Here is a 13272-nt window from a genome sequence, read left to right on the forward strand (position 1 = left end):
GGCTTCTACATCAAAGTTGCAGCGCAATATAGTCACAAAAGTTGCGCGATCATTGCGTCAGGGGACACGGCGCGCCTGCCGCCATCCAGTTCTCGATTGCTTGATAGGTCGCTTCGGCCGAGCCGGGCGCCGGCTCACGACCGGCACCTGGCGCCCAGCCCCAGGCGACGAGTTTGTCGTCGCGCACATGCAGCGCAACATCCTCCAGGCTGCGGTCGCCATTGCGGTTGCCATCCTTGATCTGGGCGCAGATTTCCGCCGAGGATTTGCCAAACCAGACCATCTCGGCGGGCGCCAGATGCCAATTCTCGGCACCGGGCGGTCCGTGCAATGCACTGGAATTGCTGGCGAAATGACATGTGGTGCAGCGCAGGCCCGGATTGCCGAAGCCGGAGCCGTCGGCGCCACGCTGGACGTTGAAGGCATGAACGCGCGTGCCGCCATAATGAGCGCCGGACCAGCGCGGCCGGTCGTCGGCGACATGACAGTCGGCACAGCGCGGATGCGAGAACACGGCGTAGATCTTGTCCCATTCGGGCAAGCCTTTCGCGGTGTCGACCGCCATCGGCGCCGGTGTCTGGCTTTCTTGTGCGGTTGCGAAGAGCGCCGCTGACAACAGGGTGGCAACAGACGTCAGGATGATGAGGAGCTTTTTCATGCGAAGGCCACTGCCTTCGACAGCGGCAGCGTCCGGATGCGTTTGCCGGTAAGCGCGAAAATGGCGTTGGCCAGTGCCGGCGCCGCCGGCGGTGTGCCGATCTCGCCGACGCCGCCCATCTTGTGGAAGTTCTCCAATATCGCGACTTCGAAGGCCGGGCACTGAAAAATGCGCATGGCATCGAAGTCGTGAAAATTCGACTGTTCGACCATGCCGTCGGCGAAGGTGATTTCCTGACCCATGGCCGCCGACAGCCCGTAAATGGCGGCCGAGATAAGCTGCGCCTCGATGATGCCTGGGTCGAGCGCGGTACCGACGTCGGCAGCGATCCACATCTTCTCGACGCGGATGCCGGCGGGCGTGTCGGCGACCTGGACGATCTCGCCGACCCAACTGCCGAAGGACAGGGAGAAGGCCATGCCTTTGGCCTTGCCGGGCGGCAGCGCCTCATCCCACTTCGCCATCGCGGCGACCTTCTCGACCACCGCAACCGCCGCCGGATAGGCGGCCATCAATGTCTTGCGCAACGCGACCGGGTCGGTCTTTCCGGCCACCGCGATTTCGTCCAGAAATCCTTCGTGGAAGAAGCCGTTGATCGAACTGCCAACAGAGCGCCATGAGCCGACAGGGATGGTGACCGGGGCGGCAATGGCGCTCACCCGGTAATTCGGGATGGTGTAGGGCTGGTCGTAGGCACCGTCGACGATGGTCTTGTCGGGTCCGATTGGCGATATCGAAGGGAACAGCCGGCGCAAGGTGCCGGCGATCACCGATGGCGAGGCGATTGTCATGTCGACGGCGACCGGCAGGCCGTCATCGCCGAGCCGCGCCCGGAACTTGCCGACAGCCGCCGGCCGGTAGGCGTCGTGGCGCATGTCTTCTTCGCGCGTCCACGTCACCTTGACCGGCCGTCCCTCGGCCGCTTTCGCCATCAGCGCCGCGCACAGCGCATAGTCCATCTCGACTCGGCGGCCGAAGCCGCCACCCATGAACGTGGTGTGGACCGTTACCTTGTCCTGCTCGATGCCGAGGACATTGGCGCAGAGCTGGCGCACCAGGGTCGGCGCCTGGTTGCCGCACCAGATGTCGAGCACGCCGTCTTTCAGCCGCGCCGTCGCATTCATCGGCTCCATCGTTGCATGCGCCAGATAGGGCACGGCATAGTCGGCCTCGATGATTTTTTCGGGCGGTGCGCCGGCAAAGGCCTTGGCGACATCACCATTGTCGCGCATCGCCGAGCCCTCGGCCCCAAGCGCCTGCTTCAGCACCCCGGCAATCGCTGCGCTGTCCGGCGGATATTCGGCATCGGCCCATTGGGCATCGATCGCTTCCGCCGCCTTGAACGCCGCCCAGGTGTTTTCAGCAATGATGCCGAAGCCGTGGCCATAGTTGGTTTCGAGCGGCACGATCTTGATCACGCCGGGCACCTTTTCCGCCTTGGCGAGGTCAGCGCTGACCGGCTTCGACCAAAAGCGCGGGCTCATCTTCACCGTGCCATAGACCATGTCCGGCAGGCTGACGTCGATGCCGAAGATCGGCGCGCCGGTGACCTTGGCAAGCATGTCGATCCGCTTTTGCGGCTTGCCCAGAAGCTTCCAGTCGGCTTTGTCCTTGAGCGGGACTTCGGCCGGCGGCGCCATCGCGGCAGCGTTTGCCGCCACTTCGCCATAGGTCAACGACTTGCCGGAGGCCTTGTGCAGGATTGAACCGTTGGCCGTTTCCAGATCGGCAGCAGCGACGCCAAGCTTCTGCGCCGCCGCCGCGATCAGCATCTGCCGCGCGGCCGCACCCGCCTGCCTCATCTTGACGAAGCCGTCTCGGGTCGAGGCCGAGCCGCCGGTGCCTTGCAGGGCCAGGAATTTGCCGACCACGCCGAGACCAGAACGCACCGCCTGGGCGGTCATGCTCTCGTCGAAGAAAGCGAACGGGCCGCCCTCTTCCAGGATCGCCGCATTGTAATAGGCGTAGGAGGCCGGGCCGTGTTCGACCTTGACCTGGTCGAGACCGACATCGAGCTCTTCGGCGACCATGACGGCAAGCGTCGTCGAGATGCCCTGTCCCATCTCGGCGCGCGGCGCGACGATGGTAATGGTGTTGTCGGCGCCGATTTTCACATAGGGGTTGAAGGTCGCCTCACCAGCGGCGAGATCGCCCTGCAGCGGGTTCGGATAGGGCTTCCGGTAGTAGTAATAGCCGACGGCGACACCACCGGCGATGGCGGCCGCGCCGATGAGAAAGCTGCGCCGCGCGATCTTTCCGACACTGGCCATGATCAGAGCCCCGCCGTCTTGAGGACGGCCGCCTTCTTGATGGCGGCGCGGATCTTCGGATAGGTGCCGCACCGGCACAGATTGCCGCCCATGGCGTTGTCGATGTCGGCGTCCGTCGGATCGGCGACTTCGTCGAGCAACGCCACCGCGCTCATGATCTGGCCGGCCTGGCAATAGCCGCATTGCGCGACCTGCTCTTCCAGCCATGCCTGCTGCACCGGATGCAGCTTGCCGGGCGCACCGATGCCTTCGATCGTGGTGATGGCGCCTGTCGCCTGGCCGACCGGCAGCGAGCAGGAGCGGACCGGCTGGCCGTCGACATGCACCGTGCAGGCGCCACAGGCTGCGATGCCGCAGCCGAATTTCGGCCCGGTCTTGCCGATGAGATCGCGCAGCGCCCACAGCAGCGGCATTTCGGGATCGGCATCGATGTCGAACGACTGGCCGTCGACTGTGAGGCGCATGGGGATACCCTTCGTTGTCGTCCATAGCCCGGGCGAAATGGTCGGCTGCCATCTCGCCCTTACAAGTTGACAAATTTCGTAATTTTGTCAATAGAGGTTCCGTAGATAGTGTCGCAGCCGTGAATCAGATCGAAGACATCACCACCACAGACCCCAGGCGCACCCGCATTCTGGACGGCGCCTTGAAGGTGTTCCTGGCCTATGGTTTTTCGCGCACCACCATGGACGACATTGCGCGCGCCGCCGACATGTCGCGGCCGGCGCTCTATCTGCTGTTCAAGAACAAGACCGACATTTTTCGCGCCATAGCGATGATGATTTTGTCGCGCTCGGTCGAGGCGGCAAAAGTGGCGCTGGCCGGCGATCGCGCCTTCCCCGAGCGGATGACGCAAGCCATTGACGAAGCCCTGATCTCGATGATGCGCACCGTCATTGCCTCGCCGCACGGCGCCGAGCTGCTTGACATGAAGTCGAGCCTTGCCGATCTCGTCGGCTGCTGGCGCGACGGCCTTGGCGCGCATATCGCCACGGCGATCGAGAACGAGGCCAGGCGCAACGGCACCGACCTGGCGGCCAAGGGCCTGTCGGCGCGGCTGCTCTCCGACATGCTGCTTGACGGGCTGGAAGGCATGAAGGCGCGCATCAGCGACCCGGACGAACAGCGCACGGCCGTGGCCGCGCTGGTCAAGGTGATCGACCTCGCCCTTCAGGCCTGACGGCGCTCTGCCTCAGGCTTCTTGCGCGCCGCGAGGAACTCCTTGACCCGCCGTCCCGGAGCAGGCCCGCGCACCGGCTTGAAGCCGTCGTCCAACTCGCCGGAGAGATCGAGCGTCGGGCGCTTGCCGACAGCGTCGTAGTTCTCTTCCAGCCAGTCGCTGGCCGCTATGCGGCCGAGGTCGCGCAGATAGGTCAGGAAAGCCCATTCGGCATTGACCTTCGACGACGCCGACAGATCCTTGAACGCCTCGTCGGCATCGATGCGATGCATGCGTATGTCACGGTATTCGCCGCGCGGCAGACGGCCAGCGGCGATCAGTTCCTTGACGAAGGCGATCGAGCGGAATTCACGCAAAAGCCCGGCGTTGAAGGTAATCTCGTCGATGCGATTCTGGATTTCGTTGGCGCTCTTCGGCGTCCCTTCGCGCACCACCGGATTGATCTGCACCAGAAGCACGTCGTCTGTCGCCGCCGTCTTGAAGAACGGGTACAGCGCCGGATTGCCGCCATAGCCGCCATCCCAATAGGGCACGCCCTTGATCTCGACGGCACGGAACAATTGCGGCAGACAGGCCGAGGCCATCACCGTGTCGAGGTCGATCTCGCCGTCGGAAAAGACGCGCAGCTGTCCGGTCTCGACATTGGTCGCCGAGATGAACAGTTCCATCGACTTGCAGGCGCGGACGTTATTGAAATCGATCTCTTGCTCGACCACGTCGCGCAGCGGGTTGAGCGCGAGCGGATTGGCGACATAGGGCGAAAACACCCGCGACATGGTGTCGAAGAAGAAATAGCCGGGCGTGTTTTCTATCGACCAGTTGCCCCAGGCGACGTCCCACGGCATGCGCTGCACCGGGCTGAACCGGCCTTTCGCCGCCACCGCACGCCAGAAATCGTCGAGCTTTTGCCGCGCGCCGTCGACGCCGCCGCGCACGAAGCCGTCGGCCAGCGCCACCACATTCATGGCGCCGGCGCTGGTGCCGGACACCGCTGCAATGTCGAGCCTGCCATCCTCCAGCAGCCGGTCGAGCACGCCCCAGGAGAAAGCCCCGTGAGAGCCGCCGCCCTGCAGCGCGATGTTGATCTTCTTGGTTTCCTCCGCCTTGCCGTTCTTCGTCATGGCGTTCCTGTATCGGTTTGGTCGCTGCTGCCTTATCCCGCCCGGGAATCGGGCGGGTTCGACTGCAGCGGACTTATGTTGCAGTGCAGCATATAAGGGATGACCGAGGCAAGAACACGAACACGGTCGCGTGATCACATGAAATTTTGGTCATAAAGAAAAAGCCTCTCCGCCGTGAGGCGGAGAGGCCATGCTCTTCCGAAATAGGCCTGGAGCCTCAGGCAACAAGCTTCGGCACTGGCCCGACATAGCGCGATTGCGGCCGGATCAGCCGGCCCGTGGTCTGCTGTTCGCGCGCATGCGCGATCCAGCCGGCGACGCGCCCGGCGGCAAAGACATTGCTGAACGCCCCTGGCGGAAAGCCCGCCGCCTCCAGCACCAGCGCGGTGTAGAACTCGACATTGGTCTGCAGCGAGCGCTGCGGCTTGGCGATGCGAAGCACCTCGAGCGCGGTCTGCTCGACCTTTTCGGCAAAGGCCAACCGGCGGCCGGTATCTCCTTCACCGCCAAGTTGCCGCACCACCGCTTTCAGCACATCGGCGCGCGGATCGCGCACGCGGTAGATGCGATGGCCGAAGCCCATAATGCGCTCGCCATGCTGGACTTCGTCGCGCAGCCAGGTGGCCGCATCGCCATGCGCCTGGATCGCATCGAGCATCTCGATCACCGGGCCGGGCGCGCCGCCATGCAGCGGCCCTTTGAGCGCGCCTAGCCCGGCCAAAACAGAAGATGTCAGCCCGGCCTGCGTCGAAGCGACGACGCGGGTAGCAAAAGTCGAGGCATTGAGGCCGTGGTCGCAGACAGTCACCAGATAAGTGTCGAGCGCTTTTGCCAAAGCCGGCGACGGGACCGCTCCCTTGAGCATTCGCAACATGTCGGCAGCATGATCGACCGTGGCGTCCGGTGCGATCGGCTGCTCGCCGCGCTTGAAGCGCAGCAGGGCCGGCGTCAGCACCGCGGGCGCCGCGATCAGCCGCAACGCGTCCGCCAGCGTCTCGCCGTCCGGCAGTTGCGCCATGCCGGCGCGCATGGCGCTGTAGACGTCAAGCGGCGCCAGAAGCGGCAGCGAAGGCTTGAGCCGCTCGAACACCTCGAAGCGAGCTTCGCCCAGTCTTGCCGCCAGTTCCGCATCGCTGGGCAGATCGTCGAAGAAGCCATCCAGCAGCAGGCGCACCACCTGCGCGTAGCGCCAGCGGCCGGCGAGTTCCGGTAGCGAATGACCGCGGATCGTCAGATGGCCGCCGAGGCCATCGACATCGGAGAGCACCGTCTCCGCCGCCACCACATCATCGAGCCCGTTTGCCATGTCTCATCTCCTTGCAGCTTTGCCCTACAGAAGGTAAGGGTTGGCTACACATTCATCAATCTTGATCAATATAATCAATATCTGGGGTCAAAATGCCCGAATGGCTGTCGCGCGAAGAGGCGCTGGAAAGGCTCAAGGTCCGGCCGCAGACGCTCTACGCCTATGTCAGCCGTGGCCGCATAGGCATGCGGCCGGATGAGACCGACCCGCGCCGCAGCCAGTATCGCCTTGACGACATCGCCGCACTTGCCACCCGGCGGGCGCGCGGCCGCAGTCCCTCGGCCATCGCCGAGAGCGCGATCGCCTGGGGCGAGCCGTCGATCGCAACGGCGATTTCGACCGTTGTGCACGGTCGCCTCATCTACCGGGGGCAGGATGCCGTCGCGCTGTCCAAATCGGCCACGCTGGAGGAAACCGCCGCTCTGCTCTGGGCCCTACCCGAACCGGTGGCTTTCAAAACACCGTCGTCTGAGGCGCCTCATCCTGCCGGTCGCGCTTCGGCTTTTGCGCAGCTTGCGACGCTTGCCAGTCAGGGGCGGCCTTCGCTTGGACGCAGCGCCGCCTCGCTGTGCACCGAGGCTGCGCACACAATAGGAGCGCTGGCGCAGTCGCTGGGAGCCATAGCCGGCACGGCGCCTGTTCACCAACGTCTGGCGCGGGGCTGGTCAGCGGACGATACCGGCGCGGAGGCGATCCGCTGCGCCCTTGTCCTGCTTGCCGATCATGAACTCAACGCGTCGACCTTCACTGCCCGCGTCGCGGCCTCGACCGGGGCTTCGCCAGCCGCATGCCTGCTGGCGGGCCTGGCGACGCTAACCGGCCCGCGCCACGGCGGCGCCGGCGAAGCGGTGATGCAACTGGCCGAGGATGCAGCGGCGCACGGCGCCGATGCAGCGATCCGGCGCTGGCTTGGCCATGACCGGCCCTTGCCGGCATTCGGCCATCCGCTCTATCCCGACGGCGATCCCCGTGCTGCAGCACTCTTGGCAGTCGTCCCTGTCGACGAGACGCTGCAACAGTTGGAAAAGGCCGCTATCGCAGCGACCAGCACGCGCCCGAACATCGATTTCGCCCTGGCCGCGCTGACGCGTAGTTTCGGCCTGCCGCGCGATGCGCCATTTCATTTGTTTGCGCTTGGGCGCAGCGTCGGCTGGGCCGCGCATATGGTTGAACAGGTGACGAGCGGCAGCATCATCAGGCCGCGTGGCCGCTATGAGGGGTCGTTGACCTGATCGTTCCAACTCTCAGGCCGACTTCGCCCCAAACCGCGCACGGTAGGCGACAGGCGTCGTGGCGAATTGCTGACGGAAGTGATGCCGCAGCGTGCCTGCCGCGCCAAAGCCGGCAGTCTCGGCAATCAACTCGATCGGCATGGCGGTGTCTTCCAGCAGCGTGCGCGCCCGCGACAGCCGTTCCGAGAGCAGCCAGCGTGCGGGTGTGACGCCGGTTGCGGCGGTGAACCGGCGCAGAAATGTACGCTCGCTCATCCCGGCAAGTTCGGCCAGGACTGCGACGGGATAGTCGGCCGAAATATTGGCGCGCATTCTGTCGATCAAAGGCCCGAGCCGGCTGCGCTCGTGCGGCTCGGGAACGGAACTCTCGACATATTGCGCCTGGCCGCCGTCGCGGTGCGGGGGCACCACCAGACGACGCGCCACCATGTTTGCCGCTTTGGTACCGAAGTCGCGCCGCACCAGATGCAGGCAAAGGTCGATGCCCGCGGCACTGCCTGCCGATGTCAGGACATTTCCCTCATCGATGTACAAGACATCGGGAACCACGGTGATGTCGGGGTAAAGCTCCGTCAGCTTCTCGCTGTAGCGCCAATGCGTGGTCGCCTTTTTGCCCGCAAGCAGGCCCGCGGCGGCAAGCACGAACACGCCCGAACAGATCGACAGAATTCGAGCGCCGCGCTCGTTCGCCTTGCGCAGCACCTCGATCAGCGACGGCGGCACGGGCGCCTCCGATCCGCGCCACCCAGGCACGATCACCGTGCCGGCCTGGCCGATCAGATCGACCCCGCCATCGGCAACGATGCGTACGCCGCCCAGCGCGCGCATTTCACCGGCATCGATCCCAGCAACAGCAAAACGGTACCAATCCGTTCCCATTTCTGGCCTGGGCAAGGCGAAGATCTCAACCGCCACGCCAAACTCGAACGTGCAAAGTCCGTCATAGGCAACGGCAACGACGAGCGGGTTGGCAGGGCGCGGGTTGGCAGAAGGCGCATTTGGCATGATCTTGACGATATATGGCAAAGCTGCCAGCTGCAATCGCTCTGCTTCCTGCTTTATCTCCAACGCATCAGCAATGGAGATACGCGAATGAGCTACGTAACAGACATTCCGGCGGCATCGCCGGAAATCGCCCTCGACCATTTCCTGCGCCGGCTTTCCGTCGAGACCGACTGTTCCGACGTCGCCGCGGCGCTACGCGCCGGAGAGCAGGACTTTGTCCTTCTGCATGTGGTCGGTTCGCCGGAAGCCTATGAGCGCCGCCATGTGCCGGGCGCGCTGCGTCTGCCGCACCGCGAAATATCGGCCGAACGGATGGCAGAGTGGCCGGTAGAGACGCTGTTCGTCGTCTATTGCGCGGGACCGCATTGCAATGGCGCGGATCGGGCCGCCTTCAAGCTGGCCGGCCTCGGTCGTCCCGTGAAGATCATGATCGGCGGCATTACCGGCTGGCAGGACGAGGAACTCCCCTTCACTTCCGGCAAGGAGCCAGGCGTCTTGCACGCATGAGCCTTGGTTCAGCACTAGAGAGGTTCATCGTTTCACGGAAACGCCGAACCAATCTATCTCTTTGTTTGAGCATGATCTTTTCCGAAAACCGGATTCCACTTTTCGGGATCATGCTCTAGGCTAGCGCGGGAGCGCGTAGGCGATATGGTCGACCTTGCAGACAAGCGAAAGAATGCAGATGGCGGCAATTATGGTCCGTCCGTTCGGACGGCAGGATGTTGGCGCGGTGCTCGCGCTTATGCGGGCGCTGGCCATCTTCGAGGGCTATGACGACAAGTTCCGCCTCACCGAAGCGGACCTTGTCGAACACGGGCTGGGGCCATCGCCCCGGTTCGGCGTGCTCGTGGCAGAGCGAGAGAACGTGATCGTCGGCATCGCCGTCCACTACATCATCCCCTGGACCTACGACCTGAAGCCGATTGTCTGGCTCAAGGAACTCTACGTCGCCGAGGCAGCGCGCGGCTTGGCGGTCGGCCATGCGCTTGTTGAACAGCTTCGCCAATACGCCATCGGCATCGGCGCCACCGCCATCAAATGGACGGTGCTGAAATCCAATCTGCCGGCGAAGGCCTTCTACCACTCACTCGATGGGCAGCCCGACGAGATCTGGGAACCGTGGCAGCTGAAAATCGACCCGTGACGGCAAGACCGCCTCAACCAATCGAGGCGGTCGACCCTGCGGGGATCGCTTACGACATTGTGTCGAGCTTGCGCTGCATGGCGGCGATCTGTTCCTTCAACTCCTGAAGGTCGTCGCCGCTCTTTTCCGGCGCTTCCTTGCGGGCCGGCTCGGGCGCAGACGCGGCAGTGCCATTCGAGCCGGCTGGCGGGAACGGCGTGAACAGGCGCATGGCGTTCTGGAACATTTCCATGTTGCGCCGCGTCTGCTCTTCCAGCGCCTTGATCGGCGTGGCGATCTTCATCACATCCAGCGGCGACTTGCCGATCGCGCCCTTCATCTGCTCGCGGAAGCGCTCCTGCTCCTTGGAGAAGGCGATCATCGACTGTTCGAGGAAGCTCGGCACGATCATCTGCATCTGGTCGCCGTAGAAGGCGATCAGCTGGCGCAGGAACGGGATCGGCAGCATGTTCTGCCCATCCTTGTTCTCCAGCTCGAAGATGATCTGGGTCAGCACCGGATGAGTGATGTCGTCGCCGGTCTTGGCATCCTGGACCGTGAATTCCTCGCCCTTCTTGACCATCTCGGCCAGATCCTCGAGCGTCACATACGTGCTGGTGCCAGTGTTGTAGAGACGGCGATTGGCATATTTCTTGATAATGATTGGATCGTCTTTCGCGGCCATCAGCATCCTCCCGGGGACACCGGCGTGCCTGAGTAAGCCACCGGTAACGATTGCGCCATTTTTAAGGATATGCGCAAAAGCTCCATAATTCCAAGCGGTTTGTGCAGTGCGGCATCATTTAATGCTGCATGGCAGGCTAAATATGCTGCGCAGCAAAGGCCCGGCGACCGCGCCGGCCGCTCGTGCCCTGCTTGCGGCGCATGGCCGGCATGCCCATTTCCGGTTTGACTTGGGGTGTGGAACGGGCAAGAAAAGTCCCAACAACACTAGAGAATACGACCTCGAAGTCTGGAGAGAAAAATGTCCGCTGCCAATTCAATCGTTGTCGCCAGCGCGGCACGCACCGCTGTCGGCTCCTTCAACGGCGCCTTCGCCGCTACCCCGGCGCATGAGCTTGGCGCCGTCGTCATCAAGGAGCTTTTGTCGCGCGCCGGCGTCGAGCCCGGCGAAGTCGACGAGGTCATTCTCGGCCAGGTGCTGACGGCAGCCCAGGGCCAGAACCCCGCCCGCCAGGCGTCGATCAATGCCGGCCTGCCCAAGGAAACCACCGCCTGGGGCCTCAACCAGGTTTGCGGCTCGGGTCTGCGCGCCATCGCGCTCGGCATGCAGCAGATCGCCACCGGCGACGCCAAGGTGATCATTGCCGGCGGCCAGGAATCGATGTCGCTGTCGCCGCACGCCGAGCACCTGCGCGCCGGCGTCAAGATGGGCGACTACAAGATGATCGACACCATGATCAAGGACGGCCTGTGGGACGCTTTCAATGGCTATCACATGGGCAACACCGCCGAGAACGTCGCCCGCCAGTTCCAGATCACCCGCGACGACCAGGATCAGTTCGCGCTGGCGTCGCAGAACAAGGCTGAAGCGGCACAGAAGGCCGGCAAGTTCAAGGACGAGATCATCGCCGTCACCATCAAGGGCAGGAAGGGCGACACCATTGTCGACCAGGACGAGTACATCCGCCACGGCGCCACGCTCGACGCCATGACCAAGCTGAAGCCGGCCTTCGACAAGGACGGCACGGTGACCGCTGCCAACGCTTCCGGCATCAATGACGGCGCTGCCGGCGCGCTGCTGATGACCGAGGCCGAAGCCACAAGGCGCGGCATCACCCCGCTGGTGCGCATCGCGTCATGGGCGACCGCCGGCGTCGATCCGGCGATCATGGGCACCGGACCTATTCCCGCTTCGAAGCGGGCGCTGGAGAAGGCCGGCTGGTCGGTCAAGGACCTCGACCTCGTCGAGGCCAATGAAGCCTTCGCCGCGCAGGCCTGCGCCGTCAACAAGGGCATGGGCTGGGATACATCGATCGTCAACGTCAATGGCGGGGCGATTGCCATCGGCCATCCGATCGGCGCCTCCGGCGCGCGCGTCTTCAACACGCTGGTTTTCGAGATGCGCCGCCGCGGCGCCAAGAAGGGCCTCGCCACGCTCTGCATCGGCGGCGGCATGGGCGTCGCCTTGTGCGTGGAAGCGCTGTAAGAACGAGACAAGGTATCGACGGACAACAGAGTGGGGAAAGAGGAATACCCACTCGAACATGCGATCAACTTTAATGCCTGGGAGGACACATGACCAAAGTAGCGCTCGTCACCGGCGGATCGCGCGGCATAGGCGCCGCCATTTCGATCGGCCTGAAGAATGCGGGTTACACGGTTGCCGCCAACTATGCCGGCAATGACGAGGCTGCGGGGAAGTTCAGCGGGGAAACCGGCATCAAGACCTACAAATGGTCGGTCGCCGACTACGATGCCTGCGCCGCCGGGATCAGACAGGTCGAGGCCGATCTCGGCCCGGTCTCGGTGCTGGTCAACAATGCCGGCATCACCCGCGACGCCATGTTCCACAAACTGACGCGCGAGCAGTGGAAAGAAGTCATCGACACCAACCTCTCCGGTGTCTTCAACATGACGCATCCGCTGTGGGGCGGCATGCGCGACCGCAAGTTCGGCCGCGTCATCACCATCTCCTCGATCAACGGCCAGAAGGGCCAAGCCGGCCAGGTCAACTATTCCGCCGCCAAGGCCGGCGACATCGGCTTCTCCAAGGCGCTTGCCCAGGAGGGGGCCCGCGCGGGCATCACCGTCAACGTCATCTGCCCCGGCTACATCGCCACCGAGATGGTCAGGGCAATCGACGAGAAGGTGCTCAACGAGCGCATCCTGCCGCAGATCCCGGTCGGCCGCCTCGGCGAGCCGGAAGAGATCGCGCGCTGCGTCGTCTTCCTCGCCTCCGAGGATGCCGGCTTCATCACCGGCTCGACCATCACCGCCAATGGCGGTCAGTACTTCGCCTGAGACCAATATTTCGGCGAGAGAAAAACGGGCCGTTGAACAGCCCGTTTTTTTCATCGCCGACCGGCATGCTCGGAGAGCCAGTGTGTGAGGTGCTGCCCCGTTCCGGCACCCAAAGATTAACGGCGCCGGCTCAGGCTGTGCGAAACCCGCTTCACAAGCTGTGAATTCTCGGTGGGCAAGCTGTGGATAACACCACATATTGGGGTGAACAAATCGGGAAAACCCGCTCATCGCTGATTCGTCGCCGATTTGTTCCGGCTTTGACCGAAACGTTAATGGCGAAGACCGAAAAGCTCTGCCAAATGGTTAAGGCCGGTTAAGAAAAATCAATAATTTCATAATCTTGGCCAACGGCCGTTGGACGGTGATCATGTTTCAACGGCAAAGGT

The 13272-nt window shown here is 63.7% G+C and carries 13 protein-coding genes; 6 read left to right on the forward strand and 7 right to left on the reverse strand.

The features are described from left to right. Positions 1 to 49: 49 nt before the first annotated feature. From AC04SH_RS03085 to AC04SH_RS03095, 3 genes are read right to left on the reverse strand one after another with little or no spacing between them, the layout of a single operon-like run. Positions 50 to 658 (reverse strand): hypothetical protein, encoded by a 609-nt coding sequence (locus AC04SH_RS03085; protein WP_488573910.1) that lies wholly within the window; start codon positions 656 to 658, stop codon positions 50 to 52. Next, positions 655 to 2928 (reverse strand): xanthine dehydrogenase family protein molybdopterin-binding subunit, encoded by a 2274-nt coding sequence (locus AC04SH_RS03090; RefSeq protein WP_488573911.1) that lies wholly within the window; start codon positions 2926 to 2928, stop codon positions 655 to 657. Before AC04SH_RS03090 ends, AC04SH_RS03085 begins: the two co-directional genes overlap by 4 nt. Positions 2929 to 2930: 2 nt before the next feature. Continuing rightward, positions 2931 to 3392, reverse strand: a complete 462-nt coding sequence (locus AC04SH_RS03095) for a (2Fe-2S)-binding protein (protein ID WP_488573912.1) — start codon at positions 3390 to 3392, stop codon at positions 2931 to 2933. Positions 3393 to 3511: 119 nt separating this feature from the next. Between AC04SH_RS03095 and AC04SH_RS03100 the strand changes: the two genes are divergently transcribed. Beyond that, the gene (locus tag AC04SH_RS03100; protein WP_192247561.1) at positions 3512 to 4108 is read left to right on the forward strand and encodes a TetR/AcrR family transcriptional regulator; all 597 of its coding nucleotides are present in this window, start codon (positions 3512 to 3514) and stop codon (positions 4106 to 4108) included. Here the strand turns inward: AC04SH_RS03100 and AC04SH_RS03105 are convergent. Then, on the reverse strand, positions 4099 to 5229 hold the full coding sequence (locus AC04SH_RS03105; protein WP_488573913.1) for a patatin-like phospholipase family protein: 1131 nt from the start codon (positions 5227 to 5229) through the stop codon (positions 4099 to 4101). The genes AC04SH_RS03100 and AC04SH_RS03105 overlap by 10 nt on opposite strands. A 217-nt stretch (positions 5230 to 5446) precedes the next feature. Next, on the reverse strand, positions 5447 to 6535 hold the full coding sequence (locus tag AC04SH_RS03110) for a citrate synthase/methylcitrate synthase (protein WP_488573914.1): 1089 nt from the start codon (positions 6533 to 6535) through the stop codon (positions 5447 to 5449). 92 nt (positions 6536 to 6627) lie between these two features. Between AC04SH_RS03110 and AC04SH_RS03115 the strand changes: the two genes are divergently transcribed. Further along, entirely contained in the window at positions 6628 to 7767 is a 1140-nt protein-coding gene (locus AC04SH_RS03115; protein ID WP_488573915.1) for a citrate/2-methylcitrate synthase, read from the forward strand. 12 nt (positions 7768 to 7779) lie between these two features. Here the strand turns inward: AC04SH_RS03115 and ftrA are convergent, their stop codons facing one another. Next, positions 7780 to 8772, reverse strand: coding sequence for a transcriptional regulator FtrA (ftrA, locus tag AC04SH_RS03120; protein WP_488574240.1), 993 nt, complete (start codon positions 8770 to 8772; stop codon positions 7780 to 7782). An 87-nt stretch (positions 8773 to 8859) separates the two neighbouring features. On the opposite strand from ftrA, the gene AC04SH_RS03125 reads away from it, so the two are divergent. After that, a complete protein-coding gene (locus AC04SH_RS03125; protein WP_477239233.1) occupies positions 8860 to 9279 on the forward strand; it encodes a rhodanese-like domain-containing protein in 420 nt (139 codons plus the stop codon). A 190-nt stretch (positions 9280 to 9469) separates the two neighbouring features. After that, positions 9470 to 9919 (forward strand): GNAT family N-acetyltransferase, encoded by a 450-nt coding sequence (locus tag AC04SH_RS03130; protein ID WP_488573916.1) that lies wholly within the window; start codon positions 9470 to 9472, stop codon positions 9917 to 9919. 49 nt (positions 9920 to 9968) lie between these two features. Here the strand turns inward: AC04SH_RS03130 and phaR are convergent, their stop codons facing one another. After that, a complete protein-coding gene (phaR, locus tag AC04SH_RS03135) occupies positions 9969 to 10583 on the reverse strand; it encodes a polyhydroxyalkanoate synthesis repressor PhaR (RefSeq protein ID WP_477239237.1) in 615 nt (204 codons plus the stop codon). A 300-nt stretch (positions 10584 to 10883) separates the two neighbouring features. Between phaR and AC04SH_RS03140 the strand changes: the two genes are divergently transcribed. Continuing rightward, a complete protein-coding gene (locus AC04SH_RS03140; RefSeq protein ID WP_488573917.1) occupies positions 10884 to 12068 on the forward strand; it encodes an acetyl-CoA C-acetyltransferase in 1185 nt (394 codons plus the stop codon). A gap of 89 nt (positions 12069 to 12157) precedes the next feature. Then, entirely contained in the window at positions 12158 to 12883 is a 726-nt protein-coding gene (gene phbB / locus AC04SH_RS03145) for an acetoacetyl-CoA reductase (RefSeq protein WP_488573918.1), read from the forward strand. Positions 12884 to 13272 lie beyond the last annotated feature (389 nt).

The sequence above is a fragment of the Mesorhizobium sp. CNPSo 4688 genome (assembly GCF_057784295.1).

Bases quoted from the DNA above. Each gene is read 5' to 3' on its own strand.
- phaR (WP_477239237.1), bottom strand. From the start codon at position 10,583: ATGGCCGCGAAAGACGATCCAATCATTATCAAGAAATATGCCAATCGC.
- AC04SH_RS03125 (WP_477239233.1), top strand. From the start codon at position 8,860: ATGAGCTACGTAACAGACATTCCGGCGGCATCGCCGGAAATCGCCCTC.
- AC04SH_RS03095 (WP_488573912.1), bottom strand. From the start codon at position 3,392: ATGCGCCTCACAGTCGACGGCCAGTCGTTCGACATCGATGCCGATCCC.
- AC04SH_RS03085 (WP_488573910.1), bottom strand. From the start codon at position 658: ATGAAAAAGCTCCTCATCATCCTGACGTCTGTTGCCACCCTGTTGTCA.
- AC04SH_RS03140 (WP_488573917.1), top strand. From the start codon at position 10,884: ATGTCCGCTGCCAATTCAATCGTTGTCGCCAGCGCGGCACGCACCGCT.
- AC04SH_RS03130 (WP_488573916.1), top strand. From the start codon at position 9,470: ATGGTCCGTCCGTTCGGACGGCAGGATGTTGGCGCGGTGCTCGCGCTT.
- ftrA (WP_488574240.1), bottom strand. From the start codon at position 8,772: ATGCCAAATGCGCCTTCTGCCAACCCGCGCCCTGCCAACCCGCTCGTC.
- AC04SH_RS03105 (WP_488573913.1), bottom strand. From the start codon at position 5,229: ATGACGAAGAACGGCAAGGCGGAGGAAACCAAGAAGATCAACATCGCG.
- phbB (WP_488573918.1), top strand. From the start codon at position 12,158: ATGACCAAAGTAGCGCTCGTCACCGGCGGATCGCGCGGCATAGGCGCC.
- AC04SH_RS03110 (WP_488573914.1), bottom strand. From the start codon at position 6,535: ATGGCAAACGGGCTCGATGATGTGGTGGCGGCGGAGACGGTGCTCTCC.
- AC04SH_RS03090 (WP_488573911.1), bottom strand. From the start codon at position 2,928: ATGGCCAGTGTCGGAAAGATCGCGCGGCGCAGCTTTCTCATCGGCGCG.
- AC04SH_RS03115 (WP_488573915.1), top strand. From the start codon at position 6,628: ATGCCCGAATGGCTGTCGCGCGAAGAGGCGCTGGAAAGGCTCAAGGTC.